Below are 19,109 nucleotides of genomic sequence, written 5' to 3'. Positions count from 1 at the left end.
GTCTCCCTGGATGGCAGATAAGGCTGCCAAACCCTTCAAATGTTCGTTTCGTACTAAAACCTATCTATAAACATTTGTATTTGCAACAGTCGGCATGTCTAAAAAACCGTCAAAAACTAGGCTTTAACTTGACTAACAATTGGTATGACCAAGCCAAAATCCAAAGCGCAATCAATTGTTTTTAAAATAAAAAATATTAAACCACAAAGACTTATGCTGCAGATTACAGAAAAATGTCAGACAACTTGACCACACAAACGCCAAAGTAATTTATTACGTAATTAAATAACAATAAGGAACAATTAATTTCCATAAAATATCATTAAAACTTAGGTCTAATCCGCGAATATTCGTTTCGAACTCTCGTCAGGGTCAACTTCAAATAACCAACAAAAATAAATAGTTAACAATAATGCAACCGTGATGAATATTAAACGAGCGTTTAATTCTAACCTTTACGTAAAGGTCAGAGTTAAACGTGATCGAGATCCGTTTTTCACGACTTGCGTATAGTGATCAACACAGGCCGACTCTTTGGTCAGCAGCAATAAAAAAACGATTTTTTTTAAATTTTTTTCAAAAACTTGCCTATTTTGCTCCCGAAACAGGATCCAAGTGACTTAGTCAAAAAATATCCATTCGGTTGACACAGTTTGAAACTTTTGTTGCAAGACAAATAAAAACCATTATCATTCGCACCCTACTTTAGAGGGGGATGATCTCAAATGCAGCAATCCGCAATATCTCTGGCGGTGACGGCTTGCCTGTCGCTGACCATGGCACAGGCCGCACAGGCAAACGAAGCGACTCAGTCACAACAGGTATCACAGGATGTGGAACGCATTACCGTTTATGGCAAACAAAACAAGGTGGTAATGAATTCAGGGCTGGCGACAAAATCAGATATGTCTCTGATGGAAACCCCGGCGGCTTTGGTGGTGATAGATAAAGAGCTGTTTGCCGCCCAGGGGGCAGACTCTCTGCAGGATCTGGTGCGTAACATCAGTGGTGTTACCCAAGCCGGCAACAACTACGGCATAGGAGATAACCTGGTGATCCGTGGCCTGGACGCCAACTACACTTATGACGGCATGTACGGCGGCGCAGGACTCGGCAACACTTTTAATCCCACTCGCTCCATGACCAATGTGGAAGCGGTTGAGGTGCTCAAAGGCCCTGCGACCGGGCTCTATGGTATGGGCAGCGCCGGCGGGATCATCAACCTTATTGAAAAGAAACCTCAATTTCAGGACAGCACAGAAGTCAGCGCCGAAGTGGGCTCCTGGAACAGTTACAGCCTGGGGCTCGACTCTACCGGAGGCTTGAGCGACACCCTGGCCTATCGCCTGGTGGCCAAACATGCCCGTAGCGATGGCTATCGTGATATTGGCAGCGACAGAGATGAAGTCTATGCCTCGTTGAAAATTCTGCCTTCAAACTCTCAAGATCTGGTGCTGTCGGCCGCTTGGATTAAAGACTCTGTGCAAGTAGACTCTGTAGGCCACCCGATACGTATCTACAACGCCGCCTCTACCGGCGGCCTGAGCGGCGCACAAGTCAGCTGGCAAGATTTGGTTAACGACCCCAATGGCGCCGGCATTCAACTGACCGAGGCGCAGCGGCAACAACTGGCTGACTCCCTGGTGGCGAGCGATGGAATCGAACCCTTCGACATAGGCGATACCAGCCTGGCTTCTCCCATCAGCAGGCCCAATGAAGGCGAAGAGTGGCGCTTCAAGCTGAACCACAACATCGCCCTCAGTGACAATCTGCAGCTCAATCAGCAGTTACAGTATAGAGACTACCAGTCCGGGTTCATCCGCCAGACTGGCGCATATAACTATGTTTACTGGAAACGCAAGGTCAAATCCGTAGACGTGATCAATGCCGATCCCCGTGCGCCACTGGTGATTGATGATGTCCTGTATCCTTATGCCGCCAGAAGACAGGAATACCGCAAGGTAGATGCCCACGAGAAATCCTGGCAGTACTTTGCCGATATGCGCTACAACTTCAGCCTGGCAGGCATAGACAGTGAGCTGTTGCTGAATGCCAATCTGGAAGACAGAGATATCGCCTACAAGAGCTGGGCACTGTACGACAAAGATGGCGGCGGTGAACTGCCTTATATTCTGGATATCCGCAATCCCAACTGGGGTGACAAAGCCTTTGAGGACTACAACCCGGATCTCAAGGACAACTACAACAAACAAGTCCGCGCCTGGGGTCTGGGCATGCAGTATGTGGGTTACCTGAGTGAAACCTTTACTGCCAGGGTGGGTGTAGCGTTCAATGAGATTGAGCAGAAGTACAGTCATCTGGGCACCCCTAAAAAAGATCCGACCCCGGAGCAAGACACCAAAGATCACGGCATTACCTACAACCTGGGGTTAACTTATATGCCGACGGATAATCTGTCCTTCTTCGTCAATCATGCCAAAGGACGCACGGCCTACAGCGTGCTCGGTGCCGTAACGGGTGCTGAGAGCGGCGGCGCGGCGGACAGGAAGGATTCTGAATCCCTGAGCTATGATCTCGGTATGCGCTTCAAGGGCTTTGACGATCAGCTGCTCGGCTCCTTGGTCCTGTTCCAGAGCGAGCGCACTAACCTGCGCTACGGTAACCCGGAATACAATGACAAAGAAGGTGCACCTGACTACAACATCTCAGTGCCCGAGTTCTTTTACGATGGCAAGGACAAGACCACTGGTGCCGAGCTGGATCTCAACGCTCACCTCAATGAAGAATGGTTGATAAACCTCAATGGTCTGTATCAGGATGCACGCAACAAGAATGACCCCAACTCCAGCAGCTACAACAGCCGCCAGAAAGGGGTTCCTCAGGTCAGTGCCAGTGCCTGGGTCACTTACAGCCATCAGTGGCAGGCGCTGCCGCAACCCTTGTCCGTCAGCTTTGGAGTTCGTTATGTCGACGAGCGCAGCACCAACTCGGATTCCTTCGGGATCCCGGATGGCAAAGTGCCCGCCTACACAGTTTGGGACTCGGCCATTGCCTACAAGACCGATGACTGGAGTGTGCAGCTGAACCTCAATAACCTGTTCAACACCCGCTACTACGACAAGGCGATGTTCCTTGGCGGCATGCCGGGGGCCGAACGCAACGCCAAGTTGAGTGTCAGCTACCGCTTCTAAACCACAAAAGCGCGCCAATCGGCGCGCTTTTTGTCTCAAGGCAGAACCCTTACAGGCCCTTGTCTTTATCCGCCCGCATCAATGACTCCAGCTCCGCCCTGCCCTTGTTGGACAAACGAATAAGCGCCTTGAGATCGTCCTTATGTTTGGCCCCGGCCTCGACCTGCGCCTTATCATGCTCGGCAAATATCTTCACCCGCTCATTGGCCTGTACCTGACTCAGACCCAGCGTATGCAGCACACTCTCACTGGCACTGAGCGCCGAACCAAAGGTTTCCCGAAATACCGAAGTCACCCCCAGGCTCATCAAACGATAGGCATGGTTACGGTCACGGGCCCTGGCAACTACGGCCACATGAGGGAAGTGAGTCTTCACCTGAGTCACTATTTGCAGTGAGTCTTCCACATTATTAACCGCCACCAGGATCACCCGCGCCTTGGGCAAACCGGCCGAAAACAGCATATCGAGTCGCTTGGCATCACCAAAGTACACCTCACCACCAAACTGGCGCACCACATCCACGTGGCGGGCGTCTTTATCCAGCGCCACAAACGGGATCCCGGAGGATGCCAAAATACGACCGGTTATCTGCCCCATGCGACCAAAACCGGCGATCACCACTTCACTGTCAGCCGCTTCTATCACATCCGGCAGACGGCTGGTTTCGGCCGGTTTACCGAGCTGCTTGAACAACTTAAGCAGATAAGGGGTTATCGCCATCGACAAGCCTATAGCCAACACTAACATCTGGCTGATTTTTTCAGACAAGATCCCCGACAGCTGCGCCTGGGAAAGCAGGACAAAAGCAAATTCACCACCTTCTGCCAGGATCAAACCCAGCACCATGGCACTGCGCCAGGTATGGTGCCTAAGCTTTCCAAGCAACATCAGCACCAAAGTCTTGACCGCCAACATGCCAAAGAGGATCCCCAGCAACGCCAAAGGCTCCTTCAGCAGCAAGCCAAGATCCATGGTCATGCCCACGGCCATAAAGAACAGCCCCAGCAGCAAGCCCTTGAAGGGTTCTATATCGGTTTCAAGCTGATGGCGGTACCCAGAGTTGGCCAACATGATACCGGCCAAAAATGCCCCCATACCGGCCGACAGCCCGAGCCAGGCCATCAACGCCGCACTGCCCATCACGAGTAACAGCGAAAATGCCGTCAGCACTTCACGGACACCACTGGCCGCCACCAGCTGCAATACCTTGGGAAGCAGGTACTTACCTACCAGCAAAAAGCCCAAGAGAGCCACACAGGTCCAATACCAGGGCACGGCATGATGAGCCGGATCGGCGCCGCTCGGCGACAGGTAAGCAATCAGCAGCATCATGGGGATCACCGCCAAGTCCTGCATCAGCAATACCCCAAAGGCATCACGCCCCACTGGAGTGGTAAGCAGCCGCTGTTCATTCATCAGCTGCACCGCAAATGCGGTAGAAGACAATGACAGCGCCGCGCCGATAATCACCGCCGCTTCGATGGAAAGTCCGACACCGAATGCCAAGGCGCTGACCGCGGCCCAGGACAGCAGCAACTGACCACTGCCGAGGCCAAATATGGCACTGCGAAGCTCCCAGAGTTTGCCCGGGGTTAACTCCAGCCCCATCACAAACAGCATGAGGATCACCCCAAGTTCGGCAAAATGAAGCACGGCGGCAGGCTCAGACACCACGGCAATGCCACCCGGCCCAAGCAAGACGCCGGCAGCGAGGTAAGAAAGAATGGGGCCGATACCAAAGCGTTTGCCCAATGGGACCAAAACCACGGCAGCGAGCAGAAACATGAGCACTGAGGTAAAGATGCCGGCCTGTTCCATCAAGACTCCTTAACAAATGGCGATAGAGGGCTGTTGTTTGTCACTCTTATATTCCGGGATGCACTTTGCCACTAAGACCAAGTTCAGCCCTAAAAATGCATGGATACTAGAAACGGCCCAAACTAGCTTTTGCTCAGGCCTATCACGGGAGTTTCAGTATAGCCAGCTTTATAGACCTTGATAACCGAAATTTTGCGCAAATATAAAAATAAGTCTTTTAAATACAAATAGTTTTCAATGCTGCAGCAGGCTTATTGCAAGCCGGTAAAGCGATTTCAAATTTCTTGTCAGTCTGTCATGGTGCGCTTAGCTAAACCAGGAAGAATCAGCCGCCGCCCCCGTTAACTTATTCTATTTGCCAGGTGTTAATTTGAGCCAAGACAACAATTTGGCAACAGAGAGACGAACCAAGTCACTTTTATGTTGTCGAAGCCTCAAGCGCCGAGTCAATAGCCCTTGTCAGCACGGGCTGGGCTTGGGTATTATGGCCGACAGTTTTTCATGAAGTAGCACATTCAATGTCAATTAAAAAGCAAAGTCTTACCCTGCTGAGCGTCAGTGCGCTCACCCTCTCACTCAGTGCCTGCAGTGTCTTTGACTGGCTGGTGTACAAGCCTGATATTCCACAGGGCAACTATATGGAGCCTCAGCAGGTGGAAAAGCTGCGCATCGACATGACCAAGGAACAGGTGGAATTTGTGCTTGGGCGTCCTGTGCTGCGTGACAGCTTCAAGGATGATACCTGGTACTATGTTTACCATTACAAGAGTGGTCGTGATGCCAGTATTACCCATAAGGAACTGATCCTGCATTTTACCGGTGATCAATTGGCCAAAGTCACAGGGGATTATGAACTGAGTAATGAATTCAATACCCCACTGGAGCAAAGCAGCCTGCCAATGGCCAACAGCCCAGAGCTGACGCCGCAGATCCCGCAGCAACGCGGTGATGAAAAGCCTCTGGTTGAAGAGCAAGATCCCGCCAAAATGAATAAGCACCAGCAGGACGGTAAGTAATTCCGAATTCCAAGCTTGCACAGACAAAGATATTAAAAAAGCGCCAACAGGCGCTTTTTTAATATCTTGCTTTTACTCAAGTCACTCAGCTGATTTTGGCGCCGGTCACTTTATTGATGCGCCCTTCCTCGGCTGCTTTTTCGGCGCGCTTGCGGCGCACCTCTTTGGGGTCGGCAATCAAGGGGCGATAGATTTCGATTCTCTGCCCGGGCTCAACTTCTTCATCGTGTTTGACCTGACGGCTGAAGGTGCCGAGTTTCACCGTTTCCAAATCAATCTCTGGGAAAAAGGCCTGGATGTTACTCTGACGCACAGCCTCAATAAAACTGGTACCCGGCGTCACGGAAACACTGATCACCTTCTGTTGTGTCGGTAATGCATAAATGACATCGACACTGAATTTTTCCTGTTCACTTGCCACTGTATACTTCCTTCGCCCGTTGAGTAAAAGCCGTCACCATAGAGGTAACCAACTCTTTGAACACCTTGCCGAATGCCATACCAACCAAGGAGCTGGAGAACTCAAAATTCAACTCAAACTCCACCTTACAGGCATCCTCGGCCAATTCGGTAAAATACCAATGGCCGGTCAAATGCTTGAAAGGACCATTCTCCAGTTGCAGCTCGATACTCTTGCCTTCCACCACCTGATTACGGGTGGTAAAGGTTTTGCTGATCCCGGCCTTACTGATATCCACCGATGCCAGCATGGTTTTGCCATCAAACTCCAGCACCTTACCGCCAACGCAACCGGGAAGAAACTCTTTATAAGACTCGACATCATTGACTAGCTGGTACATCTGCATCGCACTGTAACGCACCAGAACACTGCGGGAAATCTGTGGCATCCGTTGGTTGATACTCTTGGCTGATCAAAAACAGACCCGGATTTTAGCACGCCGGCCGAAAAACGCATCCTTTGTTCCATCGCAATGGGAGCGGCCACCATAAGCGCTCAAAAAGCCAGCAACAAAACCCTAAGCTACTGCCCACAACTCAAAATATTCTTCCAGGCCAATTCCAAATTGGTGGCTGCTGCGTATAATAGCCAGCCTATGGCTAAGAAGAATGCAAAAAAATCCGCAAACGCTCCGGCAACCATTGCCCGGAACAAGCGTGCGACCTTTGAATATCGCTTCGATGAAAAATTCGAGGCCGGTCTGTCCCTGATGGGATGGGAGGTCAAATCCATCCGCGCCGGCAAGGTGAATCTGTCGGAAAGCTTTGTCATGCTGAAAAATGGCGAAGCCTTCCTGCACAACTGTAATATCACCCCACTCAGCGCGGCATCGACTCATGTGGTCTGCGACCCGACCCGCATGCGTAAACTGCTGCTCAATCGCCGTGAGCTGGACCGTCTGGCCGGCTTGGTTGAAAGACAGGGTTACGCCATAGTGCCTATCTCCATGTACTGGCGCAAAGGTGCCTGGGTCAAGGTTGAGATAGGCTTGGGTAAAGGTAAGAAAGCCCACGATAAGCGCGATGATATTAAACAACGTGACTGGGCTATCGAGAAAGCCCGGGTCATGAAAAGCAAGTAACTGATATTTTGCCGTTATTTCGCACGCAAATTGTGCGGATAACCAGCAAGTGATTGCCCTTTGTCAATTAAAGCCTTGGTAAGCCGGCGGTAAAGGGGTTACAATCAAAACATCACGGGGGCGATTCTGGATTCGACGGGATTCGCGAAACTCCGGGAGCATGCCGAGGGGCGGTTGGCCTCGTAAAAAGCCGCACAGTTATAGTTGCAAACGACGATAACTACGCTCTAGCAGCCTAAGGCCGCTAGCCATCTACCACAGGTCTCGCACATGGGCAGTGGATTTGATGGTCACCTTACATAGTGCTAGCGAGGGAACCTTGTCTGGGGGTGAACCGCGAAACAGTACCAGGCTCACCGTTTGGAATCCTGTCTTTCGGAGTTCGACCGGTTAAACAAAAGAGAGACTAAGCATGTAGCGCCTTGAGCGTAGGTTTTTCGGACGCGGGTTCAAGTCCCGCCGCCTCCACCAATTCAAAGTAAAAAGACGTCTTCGGACGTCTTTTTTATTGCCTAAAAAACAACAAAATCAACAGATTGCGTACCAAAACGTATCAAATAGTCTCACTGAATCTCACAGCTTTAGTATTCCAAACGGTATTCCAAGGTGATTTGACTTACTCTTGGAATACCATGATTATAAATTATCCAACTTGAGGCTATCGGGGGTAAATATGGCCACCAGCACAACGCGTCTCACCAACACCCAAATCAAGAATCAAAAGCCAGGCCCTAAGGACATTGTCTTATCTGATGGTGGAGGGTTACAACTACGAGTCAGAACTAACGGCTCTAAGCTTTGGAACTTCAACTATTATCATCCCATCACCAAAAAGCGGGTTAATATAGGTATTGGTCCCTACCCTGAAATTGGTCTAGCGAAAGCGCGCGAGTTAGTTTTGGAATACCGACAACTAGTAGCAACAGGTGTAGACCCGAAAGAAAAACGCGAACAAGAATCACTCAAAAACAAACAAGAAACTATGTACACGCTGAGGAATGTTGCAGCTGAATGGTTAGAGATTAAAAAGCACGAAGTAACAGAAGATCATGCCACTAAAACTTGGCGCTCATTAGAGAGACATGTTTTCCCTGAATTTGGTAACTACCCACTCACTAAAATCACCGCTCCAAACGTCATAAAGCTATTTCGACCAATAGAAGCTTCAGGCAGTTTAGAGACCATTAAACGCCTGAGTCAGCGGCTAAATGAAATTATGAACCATGGTGTCAACTCCGGTTACATCGTAGCGAATCCGTTAGTAAAAATTCATACTGCATTTAAGAAGCCCAAAAAAGAGAACATGGCTACCCTAGCCCCATCAGAGCTCCCCGAACTCATGCGCTCGCTTTCCCAAGCTTCCATTAAACGTGTAACACGCTGTCTTATAGAGTGGCAGTTACACACTATGACACGTCCCTCTGAAGCCGCCATGGCACGCTGGGATGAATTAGATTTGGAGAAGCTAATTTGGACAATACCTGCAGAGAAGATGAAAAAGCGTCGAGTGCACGTTATTCCGCTTACCCAACAGATGCTCGGCATACTCGAAGCCATCAAGCCAATAAGTGGCCACAGAGAATTTATATTTCCATCAGATAGAGATCCAAAAACTCACTGCAATACGCAGACAGCTAATATGGCCTTAAAACGTATGGGATATGGTGGAAGACTTGTTAGCCATGGTCTTCGCTCCTTAGCAAGCACCATTCTCAATGAAGAAGGGTTTGAATCTGACCTTATCGAATCAGCGTTATCACATGTCGATGCCAATTCAGTACGGGCGGCATATAACCGCTCCGACTTCCTGGAGCGGCGACGTCCTATGATGAACTGGTGGAGTGAGTACATTGAGACAGCTGCTGATGGAAATTTATCCGTCGCATCAAAACGATGACGTTTCAGTAAAAAATCCACCTGCATAGCAGGTGGCTTTGAACAGCCCCCTAGAAGGGGGCTAAAAGAATCACCCATCCAAACCAAGCTTGATCTGACCGTTTGATTCCTCTGCCTCTACTTTCTGTTGATACCTTACATATCGACGAATGATCTCTTCGTTTGCTCCCACTGAAGATACTCAAGCTTGGCGGAAGTCTCACCAGTAAGTGAACATGGTCTATCTGGACATTTAGCTCTACTATCCGACACTTCTTCATACCGCTATAGATATAAATACTTCGACAAACCTCCTGCCCAACTCGGCCCTTCAAGATCCTGTGTCTATACTTTGGCGTCCATACAATGTGATACTGACAGCGATAGAAGACGTGCGATGCACTTTCATATCGGCTCATACTGCTTACTCCTTGATTTGCTGGTAACAAACCGAGTCAGTATGCAGTATGGGCACTCTTCGGGCTGAGCCCCGACTTGACGATCACCACCTCCATAGGAGGTGGTTTTGGGGTGACAATAAATTCATTAGATGTACTAGATCAGACCTGATCTAACAGTTACCCGGTTTTTGGGTGCCGTTGACACCTCCATGGGCTGTTTTGGCCGGGTTAGCTTCTTGCGCTTCTTCCTCCTGACCTGCAAGCCTTCCTCGGTGTAGAGGCGATATGTACGTTTACGGTTCGGAACCCAGCCTTCACCTCTGAGCAAACCATGCAGCATCAGATACCCATAGCGAGGATATTGAGTCGCCAGCGCCGTTAGCCGCTGGCGTTACCACTTTTATTGAGGATTAATTGAGCGTAAGCCAGTTTAGAGATATTTAAGCCAAGCCTGCTGACTTTGCCCTTTATAACGGCTAAACCAGCGTACTGGGTAATAGAGCAAGGGGATCAAGACTAAGCTTATCAGCCACACCCACCCCATATGCGCCACACCAAAAAGCTCACCATGGTTTGCGCCAAATAACCATTTAGCCAGCGAATACAGCAACAGCAACACATATAAATGCAAGATATAGAAGAACATAGGCACTGAGCCAAACACAGCTAACCTCTGCCCCATCCTACCTAATACGCTGCCTGCGGCAAAATAGCGCTCAAACACCACTAAGCCGTAGAACATCCCGCCCAAGGTCACCAACAAAAAACTAAGTGATGGCGGATACTTAGTTAGATTAAATACCGACATTAAGGTTTGGCCTAGAGTATCGCCAAACTGCCAAGGCAGCGTCTCGCCGTAGATATTTAACCCACGCAACAACCCAAACAGCACTACACAGCCAAGCCCTAGCAGTATTAATTTTTGCTGACGCTGCCACGCTTCTACCCCTCGGCCAAAGACGGGGCCAGCCACATAGCCCAATAAAATCACACCAATCCAAGGTAAGGCTGGGTAACTTATCTTCAGCTTTAGCTCGCCCTCGGCAATCAAATAACCTCGGTCATGCAGTATCGTCCACAGACTATAGCCCCAATCATCTGTCGTAAAATGAATAGGCGACAATAGGTTATGGCCAAAGACAATCAATAGCCCCAATAATACCATCCACAACCTTGGGAGATTGATTAATGCCGCTAGGGCCAACATGCTAAGTCCTATCACCCAAATCACCTGCAGCCACAGGGTGTGATAATTGCCCATCCAAGAGAAATTAATCACCAGCACTTCGAGGGCTATTAAGAAGAGTCCGCGCTTGATTAAAAACTCGCGCGCAGAGCGCGGCTCACCATAGCCACGATTGGCGTAAAGCCAGGCCGATACCCCTGTTAAAAAGACGAAGACCGGCGCACAAAAGTGCGCCGCAAAACGGCTGACAAACAGCGCCCAGTTTGTTGTGCTTAAATCCATTGGGTCGCTCACCTGCATATGCAGGAAAAACCGCTCCCGCACATGGTCGAGCAACATAATCAACATCACTAAACCGCGCATCATGTCGATGCTATTGATACGCTGACGCCCTTGCTGCTGAGGCGCCACAGGCGAAGCGGAGGGTGTCACTGTGGTATTAGAATTCATAGCTAACACTCACTTTAATGTTACGTGGCTCACCCGGCACGGCCCAAAGCGCCGAATAACTACTGGCAATATAGTGCTCATCCAGCAGGTTATCGACATTGATCACGAGACTTAAGTTTTCGCCAAGCCAAGCAGTGAAGAACATTCCAAGTAACTGATAACTAGGTAATTGAAAACTCGGATCGGCCGAATCGCCCAAGCGTGAGTCCACATAACGCCAACTCACACCTATATGACCGTCGATAGAAAGATCATTTAAGTCCTGCTTGAGAATGACACTGCCAGTGTGTTTCGGCACATTGACCAGCGGACTCCCCGCAGGGATTAACACACCCCAATCAAGATTAAGGCTGTCGTTCGCCGTACGTGTATTCAGGTAAGCATAGGACAAGGTCGCTTGTAGGCTCTCTGTCAGCTCGGCCGCGACATCCAATTCAATCCCCGTACTCTTAGCTTCACCAAGGGTCGCCGAAAAGCCCACATTGACAGGATCTGAAGTCAAGATATTGCTCTTTTGCGCATCAAACCAAGCTAAACTGCCATTGACGGGTAACTCAAACCAGGTGCTGTTGAACTTAACCCCCAACTCAACGGATTTGCTCTCCTCAGGCTCGAAGGGATTACCCGCATAATCAGTGCCAGAAAGCGGTAAAAATCCTTCCGAATAAGAGCTGTAAACACTTAACGCCTCAGACCATTGATAAACTAATCCGACTTTCGGGCTGACTCTGTGGTCGCTTTGATCCGATAGACTCGCGTTCACCTGCTCTGCGATTTCTTGGGAATAACGGTCAAACCTTATACCTAAATGCAGTTTCCAGTGTTCGGTTAACTCCAATTGATCCTGTATATAGGTGCCCCAGGCATCTTGAGTCTCTCGGTTTTCATACAGCAGACCGACCTCCGGCTGAGTCGCGCCATATTGGGGCTCAAAGAGATCGATGGCATAGGCCCCCTTCTGGCCTCGATAACGGTAGAGTCCCGTTTTCAGTCGGTAATGATAGGCATCCATCCCGAGCAGCAGATTGTGTCTTATGCTGCCAGTATCAAACTGACCGCTGAGTTCGGCCCGCACAGAATGATCCTCAGAGGCGTAATCTCGATAGCGATGCTGCCGCGTCAGAGTACGGCCATCGTCGTATAAGGATTGACGCCCCTTTGCTAATTCTGCATCCGATGAGTAGCCATTCAGACTCGAATCGCGATAGTTGTAACCCGCAGTAAGCGACCAATCCTCATTTAATTCATACTCATAGGTAAGCTGATGCCCAGTCGCATCCACTTTAGTTGGCCCATCGTTGGGCTCGCCCAAGTACCGCGAACGGGGCACGGTATTAAAGTCGTTATTGAGCACCACTACGCCACGGTCAAATAACTGTTCTTGCTTAAGATATTCAACCTCATACAGGAGCGATGACTTATCCGACAGTTGCCAGCGTAGCGATGGCGTGACAATCTTTTTATCGCTAAACACGTAATCGCGAAAACTGTCATGCTCCTGCCAAGCGCCATTGATCCTAAAGGCTAAGGTATCGGTCAGCCCCGAGGTAAAATCCCCTTCCAAACGATATTGATCAAAACTCCCCACGGACGCTTTTAAATAGCCTTGCGTCTCGTACTGCGGCTTTTTAGTCACTATGTTCACAGTCCCGCCAGGCTCCGAGCGCCCATAAAGCGCCGAACCTGGTCCTTTGAGGATTTCCACATAGGCCACATTCGATAGGTCTCTGTGACCGCTAAAGCCCCGGCCACCATTAAAACCATTGATTAAATAGCCCGATGGCATATTTTCATTCCCAGGAAAGCCCCGTAACGAAAAACTATCCCACAGCCCACCACCGTTGTTTTGCCGAGCGACACTGGCGGAGTAATCCAATAAGTCTTGAAAACGCGTCAGCCCAGTATCTTTAATCAGTTGCTCATCTAGTACAGTAATCGCTTGGGGCAACTCTGTAGCCGGCACATTGCCGCGGTAGGCCTGACGATAATGAATACTCAAACGCTCAATATCGCCATTAAGTCCAGCAGTATCAGTTTGCATAGCCTCGGCGGCCACTAGGGGAACACTCGCATCCAACGCCAATAACGCCACGCCCAGCACTAATGCCGAGCGATTGTGGCTCACATAAACAGCCATTTTCACTCCAAAAATAAACATCATCGGGCACCTTAGTTAAGCCAAGGCGCTCGAAAAATAAGAGAAATAGATAAAAAGCAGGAGTTAGGCTGTTAGCGGCGGCGCGCGGCTATGGAAGTGGCGCCTAAATGGCGTCTTAAAAGAAATAACATTAAACTCAACCGAGATAACACCCTGTTGAGCAACTTGGAAATCTAACGGCGAGTATGAGATGGCATACTGCAATTGCTGCTGATGCAAACACAGGGCACAGTGGGCCTTGGTATCTTCATTGAGGTGGGAAACACTGTGTACCGCAAAGGCAACAGACAGCAACACTAAGATGGCTGCAAGCCATAGTGCCAATCTGCGCCTCGTTTGCATCACAGAACTCAAACCATACATCCTCAAACCAAAGGGCTTGCGATTGTATGTTACACCCTACGAAAGTTGCAAATACCTTTACTTAACAAATGTAAGCAAGTGCACTGCCGGATAGAACTACGATTACGACTCAAATTATAATCTGACATGATCCACCAAAAAATGCCATCCAATTCAATAAATTAGCCATAAACAAACTCCTTTTGGTATTGAAAAATGCACATCTGTAGTATTTTGGCGGTGGATAAAATCAGCAATTGTTGAATTTATATCAACTCAGTATGAGTCGTTTGATAACCACTAGTACCAATGCTTAATTCTGATCATGAAACGTTTTTCTCCAACGGTTTGGAGTAACCGCATAGCGTTCTTTGAATTTTTCACGGAAGATCAACACTGAACTAAATCCTGTTTTAGCCACGATTTGCTCAATGGATAGATCAGTAGACTCAAGCAAATCCTGAGCCAGATTGAGTCGTTCAGAAGCTAGCCATTCTCCAAACGCCATTCCTGTAGCCTTATGAAATTTGCGGGTAAAGGTACGGCGAGTCATCATCACTGATTCCGCAAGTTCATCAAGAGTATATTTATGACCAATATCGTTTCTGATTCGCTCCATTAACTCATTGACGCGAGAATCAGATGTTGTTATCGGTATAGGTTGTTCAATAAATTGTGCCTGCCCCCCGTCTCGATAAGGAGGGACCACCATTCTTCTGGCAATACGGTTCGCGATAATGCTGCTGTAATACTTACGGAAAACATACAAACAACAATCAATACCGGCTGCGGTGCCAGCGGATGTAATAACTCCACCATCTTCTACATATAAGGCATTGTTATCGAGCGACGTTTCCGGGAAACGATGAGTGAAATCTTGCTCCAATTCCCAATGAGTTGCGGCACGCTTTCCTGCTAATAATCCAGCATAAGCCAGAACATAACCTCCTAGACACAAACCGACGATTAACGCGCCTCTCTTATGAGCAAGTCGTAATGCCTCAATAAGCTGAACATTTGGCCGTTCATCAATCGTTCGCCAATAAGGAACAATAATGATATCTGCCTTCTCTAGCGAGTCGAGCTTGGCTCGAGTGTGAATTTCCATCCCTATGTCAGACAGAATTGGGCCTTCCTCCCCCGCAATAAACTGTAGATTGAAGAAGGCTTCGTCCAGAGTATCACGCCCGAACACGATGCTTGGGACAGAAATATGAAACGGACTGAATCCATTAAAGACAATGACCGAAACATTAGGCATGTGCTGCTTTGCTTTGGGCGATAAAGCTTTGGGAGGCCGTGTTTTAAAAGATAGAGTTCTAGAAGACATTCGCTTAGACCTGATTGTAGAGCTACCAGTGATGGTAGCCCTGCATATTGCAATTGGAAACTACAGAATGACAGTCTCACCATCTTCCGGGATATACACGAAATCAGTCAGTAAATTGATTTCAGCATAGTCGCGAAGCTCCTGTCTCGTCACAAGTGCGTGATTTACTGCGTCCATATGAGTAGCAATAATCTTTGCCTGAGGAAGAACAACGTGTGTTTTTAAGGCATCTTCTTTACCCATGATGATCGGACCATAGCCAATCACGTGAGCCCAGCCAGTATTCAGAATGACCACGTCTGGCTGTTCACGTTTCATTGTTTCTTCTACCGTCTGTGTCCAGATAGTATCTCCGGCCAAATAGAGCTTTTCTTCATCTGAATGAGATAGTATAACGCCGGTTACTTCAGCCAGCATTTCTCCCAGCTCCTTATTTTCGTAAGCAGCATCAGAGCCATGTTGACAAGCAGTACGAGTGAACGAAATGCCGTCGTAGTCGGTCTCTTCAGAGAAAATCTGTATATTAGTAAAACCTTGAGAGCGCAGAATTTGCTCATCACCTTCGTGTTGCACAAAAATCAGCTTGTCTTTAGGGATAACATTGACGGCGGTTTCATCCCAGTGATCTGGGTGAGTGTGGGTCAACAACACAGCATCAACATCAATAATCTCTTCAATAGAGAGTGGCAGCTCAACCATTGGGTTGCGCACATCAGAGTTCACTGTCCCGCCAAACCCAGGGTAAGTGTCTTTTGGTGCCAACATTGGGTCAACAAGGAATCTCTTCCCGGCATAGTCGACAATTTGGGTTGCGTTACGAATTTGAGTGATTTTCATCATATTGCTCCAGAATTATTTTTACGGAGCCATTTTATACGAGGGGATATAGTCACATAAGTGGCTATAAGGACACTTATAGATGTTATCAGGACAGAATGGTATTACTCTTCCCAAAAAGTGGTAAGGTCAGCCCCAGACTACAGCTGTATCAGTAAACGCGCCAAGACGGTGGACATCAAGTACCGCAACCCCTCAAGAGATTGGTACTAATCTCGGGGAAAGGTCAACTATTTCACTACAGATTAGATGTACTGATTCAGACCTGATCTGACAGTTACCCACTTTTAGCGGTGCCGTTGTCAGTTTAGATTTGAACTAATACATTTTAGTGTACTAAGCCCCGTTCCTATTCAATTCGTTTACTATTCTTCGCTCGATTTGGACTGCAGGCCAAATGATATACTCTTCGACAGACGTCAATTCAGTGTCCTTGAGCGGGTATTCTTGACCACCTTTCCATAGATACCGACTCTCTCTTGGTCCCATCAAAAAACTTATTTCACTGTAGTTTGAATCTTTTTCTTTATCATAGTCAGTCGTCCCTATAACCCTCCACCGTTTTTTCTTTATACCTTCCCCTGCCACGGCAACAGGATCAAAAAGTCGAGGTCGGCTAATAATATCTGCCATTTGAGAATCCAATCTAGAACAAAAATCAAATACTTCCATCAGGATTCCACTTCCGCCTCGGTCTTCTATGATCCTAGCGAAACAAAACTCCATTCCCTCCTTAGAAAAGTCAAAGCGTGAAAAATTCTTAATCGCACTAACATCATTCAAAAACAAGGGTATCGAGAAAACATCACCGGAATTTAAAATCATCTTTTATCTCTTTATAACGACATCAAAGAAACCCATCAAAGTCATGGCCTTAAACTCTGGGAAAGATCAATGCAAAAACTAAACCGTCTTAGCAAAGATGTATCGGCTATACATTTACTTCAGCTCTTTAACCAAGGTTAATGCCAACTGATCACCTTAGTGAGCAATAAGCTTGTATTTTATTGGCACTCTACTCCTTTTTGCAGGTTAAGAGTGCCCCTCAAATAGATCTCTTCGCTTTTTAAACTAAATATTTGGTCTTTTCATGCTCAATTTACTATCCCTGGCAGAACTTCTCTCAAAAGTTCTAACTCCTTTTTGTTTGCTTTAATCCAAAGTTTTTTCAAGTTTGGCATCGAAGACAAGACCTCTACTGTGTTTTCAGCCTTCATCACACTAGTTTCAATTAGATACAATGCAAAAACATTTTCATTTCTATGCAACGCCTCAATACTAGATAATTGTGGGTTACCACTGAGATCTAAAACTCTTACACTGTCGAGCTTTGAAATGATAGAGCCAAAATCTAACTTTGGGCATTTATTTAAAGAGACGTAACTTAAACCCTGAGTGTTCCCAATAATTTCAGAGAGTTTACTCGCATGGGATATACTTAATGATTCTGTTGAACCTGAGCACAAACTTATTGACTCTAATGAACGAACAATGGAGCAGTTTAATGAAATTGCAGCATCTGCTTTTATGTTTTTCACTCTAGAATTGAATATGTTAACATGTTTAACCCCGCTAACCAATTCAGATTCTTCATTTTGTTCTAAATAACCTTTGCGAATGAATGCCCTTATAGCTTTCCAATCATCTTGCAGCCATTCAGAGTTATAAACATAGTCCAATATTGGCAATATGGAGTCGAAGGTAGGTAATGAATTCTCCCACCCCTGCCACTCAGATACACTTTCTGGTGCTGACTTTATATATTGCTTAAAGGATGGAATATCCATAATATCACTTAACTAAAATAGCGATTGTTGAAATCTGGTGGTCCATCACTCCCGGTACATTTTTCCATTTTTCGGGAGAAACAGCTCCAAATCCTGATGATTTATTCAGTAGCGAAATACCATCACTATCAAAGCTGATGCACTGTTAATCACAAAAATCTTACACGTCTAACGTCGTTTTTGCTTCGTTATGGCACATAAATCGGAGTAAATACTACCTTGGAGCTAACCAACCATCGACAATATGTTAGATTCATACATTTAGAAAGCGCATCTTTACCTGAGTAGCTTTTCGTTCATGACTTAGTCCAATAAATGGCCATTGTGACAGCCCTATCGGATCCGGACTCAGGTACTGACAAATCTCCGGATCCGGAGATTTGTCAGTACCGTTTATAATTTACCCAATCTATTTACGATAGGCTTTTGAAGCCTTTTTTTACAGCCAATGGCTTCCAAGATATTAGTAATCCAAGCTCACCAAGATGGTTATTTAACTTTTCGAGTTCATCGTATTCAACTCTCCACAACCATAGGTTATTACTTAAGCTTTTCAGAGTACCGTGTTTCTCACTACTTAAGATCCACTCCTTCAAAGTAGTACCACCAATGGTTATACCAAGATGATTAATATTGATAATGTTAACTGGATATACCATTCTTAACATACTTCCCTTGTAACGTTCCTTTCCTTTAAATCTACTATGGCATTCTCTTTTAAATAAAGATGAATTTTCACAACGAAACACATTAACCATATTATCACCTGTGGCATAATAAAATGACTGGGTTACTTTGTCATTGAAGTACTTTATGCCGTAAGAGAATGATTTCTCTTCAGAAACAACTCTTATAAATTCATTTACCACATCAGGATCATCAATTTCTTTTGGATATTGAATATCAATATAGTGAAAACCACCAAACTCACTCGTCATATAACCAAGAGATGCATACCACGGTTGCACGCCATCCTGTTCAGAATATATTCTGAATGCTGTAGCTTCACCGTTTTCAACTTTCGCCTTCAAATCTGAAAATGATGTCTCTATAATCTCATGATCTCCTAGATGATCTCCATTCTCTAAAATGGAATAATATCCAGCACCAGTTATAGGCAAACCAAGATTATTAAAAAAATGCTCGCCAAGTTCACACACAGCTTTTGAGCTTATACGTGCAGTGTCATATAAGGCTATTCCAGAGTACATATAT

General features: G+C 47.0%; 15 protein-coding genes, 1 other RNA gene and 2 pseudogenes. 5 read left to right on the top strand and 13 right to left on the bottom strand.

Translation table 11 applies throughout. The features are described 5' to 3' along the window. Positions 1 to 725 precede the first annotated feature (725 nt). Positions 726 to 3,152 (top strand): TonB-dependent receptor, encoded by a 2,427-nt coding sequence (locus E1N14_RS07525; RefSeq protein ID WP_025009746.1) that lies wholly within the window; start codon positions 726 to 728, stop codon positions 3,150 to 3,152. A 49-nt stretch (positions 3,153 to 3,201) separates the two neighbouring features. On the opposite strand, the gene E1N14_RS07520 is transcribed toward E1N14_RS07525, so the two are convergent. Further along, the gene (locus tag E1N14_RS07520) at positions 3,202 to 4,971 is read right to left on the bottom strand and encodes a monovalent cation:proton antiporter-2 (CPA2) family protein (RefSeq protein WP_044734152.1); all 1,770 of its coding nucleotides are present in this window, start codon (positions 4,969 to 4,971) and stop codon (positions 3,202 to 3,204) included. A gap of 518 nt (positions 4,972 to 5,489) precedes the next feature. On the opposite strand from E1N14_RS07520, the gene E1N14_RS07515 reads away from it, so the two are divergent. Next, positions 5,490 to 5,987 carry an outer membrane protein assembly factor BamE gene (locus tag E1N14_RS07515; RefSeq protein ID WP_028779177.1) on the top strand — a complete coding sequence of 166 codons (498 nt, stop codon included), beginning with the start codon at positions 5,490 to 5,492 and terminating at the stop codon, positions 5,985 to 5,987. A gap of 85 nt (positions 5,988 to 6,072) precedes the next feature. Here E1N14_RS07515 and E1N14_RS07510 read toward each other — a convergent pair whose 3' ends face one another. Together E1N14_RS07510 and E1N14_RS07505 are read right to left on the bottom strand one after the other, a co-directional pair. Continuing rightward, positions 6,073 to 6,408 (bottom strand): RnfH family protein, encoded by a 336-nt coding sequence (locus E1N14_RS07510; protein ID WP_025009745.1) that lies wholly within the window; start codon positions 6,406 to 6,408, stop codon positions 6,073 to 6,075. Then, the gene (locus E1N14_RS07505; RefSeq protein ID WP_025009744.1) at positions 6,398 to 6,835 is read right to left on the bottom strand and encodes an SRPBCC family protein; all 438 of its coding nucleotides are present in this window, start codon (positions 6,833 to 6,835) and stop codon (positions 6,398 to 6,400) included. Before E1N14_RS07505 ends, E1N14_RS07510 begins: the two co-directional genes overlap by 11 nt. Before the next feature lie 207 nt (positions 6,836 to 7,042). Here E1N14_RS07505 and smpB point away from each other — a divergent pair, with 207 nt between their 5' ends. From smpB to E1N14_RS07490, 3 genes are all read left to right on the top strand, one after another. Next, complete coding sequence (gene smpB / locus E1N14_RS07500) at positions 7,043 to 7,528, top strand: SsrA-binding protein SmpB (protein ID WP_025009743.1); 486 nt, start codon at positions 7,043 to 7,045, stop codon at positions 7,526 to 7,528. Positions 7,529 to 7,644: 116 nt separating this feature from the next. Beyond that, positions 7,645 to 7,999, top strand: a transfer-messenger RNA (tmRNA) gene (gene ssrA, locus E1N14_RS07495). Between the two features lie 202 nt (positions 8,000 to 8,201). Continuing rightward, positions 8,202 to 9,425: an integrase domain-containing protein gene (locus tag E1N14_RS07490; RefSeq protein WP_037436616.1), complete on the top strand. Its 1,224-nt coding sequence runs from the start codon at positions 8,202 to 8,204 to the stop codon at positions 9,423 to 9,425. Between the two features lie 69 nt (positions 9,426 to 9,494). On the opposite strand, the pseudogene tnpA reads toward E1N14_RS07490, so the two are convergent. The 10 genes and pseudogenes from tnpA to E1N14_RS07445 form a co-directional block, all read right to left on the bottom strand. After that, positions 9,495 to 9,822: pseudogene (gene tnpA / locus E1N14_RS07485) on the bottom strand (IS200/IS605 family transposase). 187 nt (positions 9,823 to 10,009) lie between these two features. Beyond that, positions 10,010 to 10,189: pseudogene (locus E1N14_RS07480) on the bottom strand (IS3 family transposase); the annotation flags it as partial. A gap of 45 nt (positions 10,190 to 10,234) precedes the next feature. After that, positions 10,235 to 11,440, bottom strand: coding sequence for an acetyltransferase domain-containing protein (locus tag E1N14_RS07475; protein ID WP_062793952.1), 1,206 nt, complete (start codon positions 11,438 to 11,440; stop codon positions 10,235 to 10,237). Next, positions 11,430 to 13,601, bottom strand: coding sequence for a TonB-dependent siderophore receptor (locus E1N14_RS07470; protein ID WP_174539807.1), 2,172 nt, complete (start codon positions 13,599 to 13,601; stop codon positions 11,430 to 11,432). The genes E1N14_RS07475 and E1N14_RS07470 overlap by 11 nt, the downstream gene beginning before the upstream one ends. Positions 13,602 to 13,661: 60 nt before the next feature. Beyond that, positions 13,662 to 13,952, bottom strand: coding sequence for a DUF2946 domain-containing protein (locus E1N14_RS22015; RefSeq protein WP_081782999.1), 291 nt, complete (start codon positions 13,950 to 13,952; stop codon positions 13,662 to 13,664). Between the two features lie 301 nt (positions 13,953 to 14,253). Beyond that, the gene (locus E1N14_RS07465; protein WP_081783000.1) at positions 14,254 to 15,270 is read right to left on the bottom strand and encodes a GlxA family transcriptional regulator; all 1,017 of its coding nucleotides are present in this window, start codon (positions 15,268 to 15,270) and stop codon (positions 14,254 to 14,256) included. Between the two features lie 60 nt (positions 15,271 to 15,330). Then, on the bottom strand, positions 15,331 to 16,110 hold the full coding sequence (locus E1N14_RS07460) for an MBL fold metallo-hydrolase (protein WP_247601008.1): 780 nt from the start codon (positions 16,108 to 16,110) through the stop codon (positions 15,331 to 15,333). A gap of 333 nt (positions 16,111 to 16,443) precedes the next feature. After that, positions 16,444 to 16,932 carry an Imm26 family immunity protein gene (locus E1N14_RS07455; RefSeq protein ID WP_025012024.1) on the bottom strand — a complete coding sequence of 163 codons (489 nt, stop codon included), beginning with the start codon at positions 16,930 to 16,932 and terminating at the stop codon, positions 16,444 to 16,446. Positions 16,933 to 17,201: 269 nt separating this feature from the next. Beyond that, a complete protein-coding gene (locus E1N14_RS07450; protein ID WP_025012025.1) occupies positions 17,202 to 17,894 on the bottom strand; it encodes a leucine-rich repeat domain-containing protein in 693 nt (230 codons plus the stop codon). Between the two features lie 413 nt (positions 17,895 to 18,307). Next, positions 18,308 to 19,105: a hypothetical protein gene (locus E1N14_RS07445; RefSeq protein ID WP_025012026.1), complete on the bottom strand. Its 798-nt coding sequence runs from the start codon at positions 19,103 to 19,105 to the stop codon at positions 18,308 to 18,310. Between the last annotated feature and the right edge of the window lie 4 nt (positions 19,106 to 19,109).

It is taken from the genome of Shewanella algae (assembly GCF_009183365.2).
GTDB lineage: Bacteria > Pseudomonadota > Gammaproteobacteria > Enterobacterales > Shewanellaceae > Shewanella > Shewanella algae.
Note: the sequence above shows the minus strand (reverse complement) of the source record. Positions and strands in the feature narration are given on the sequence as shown.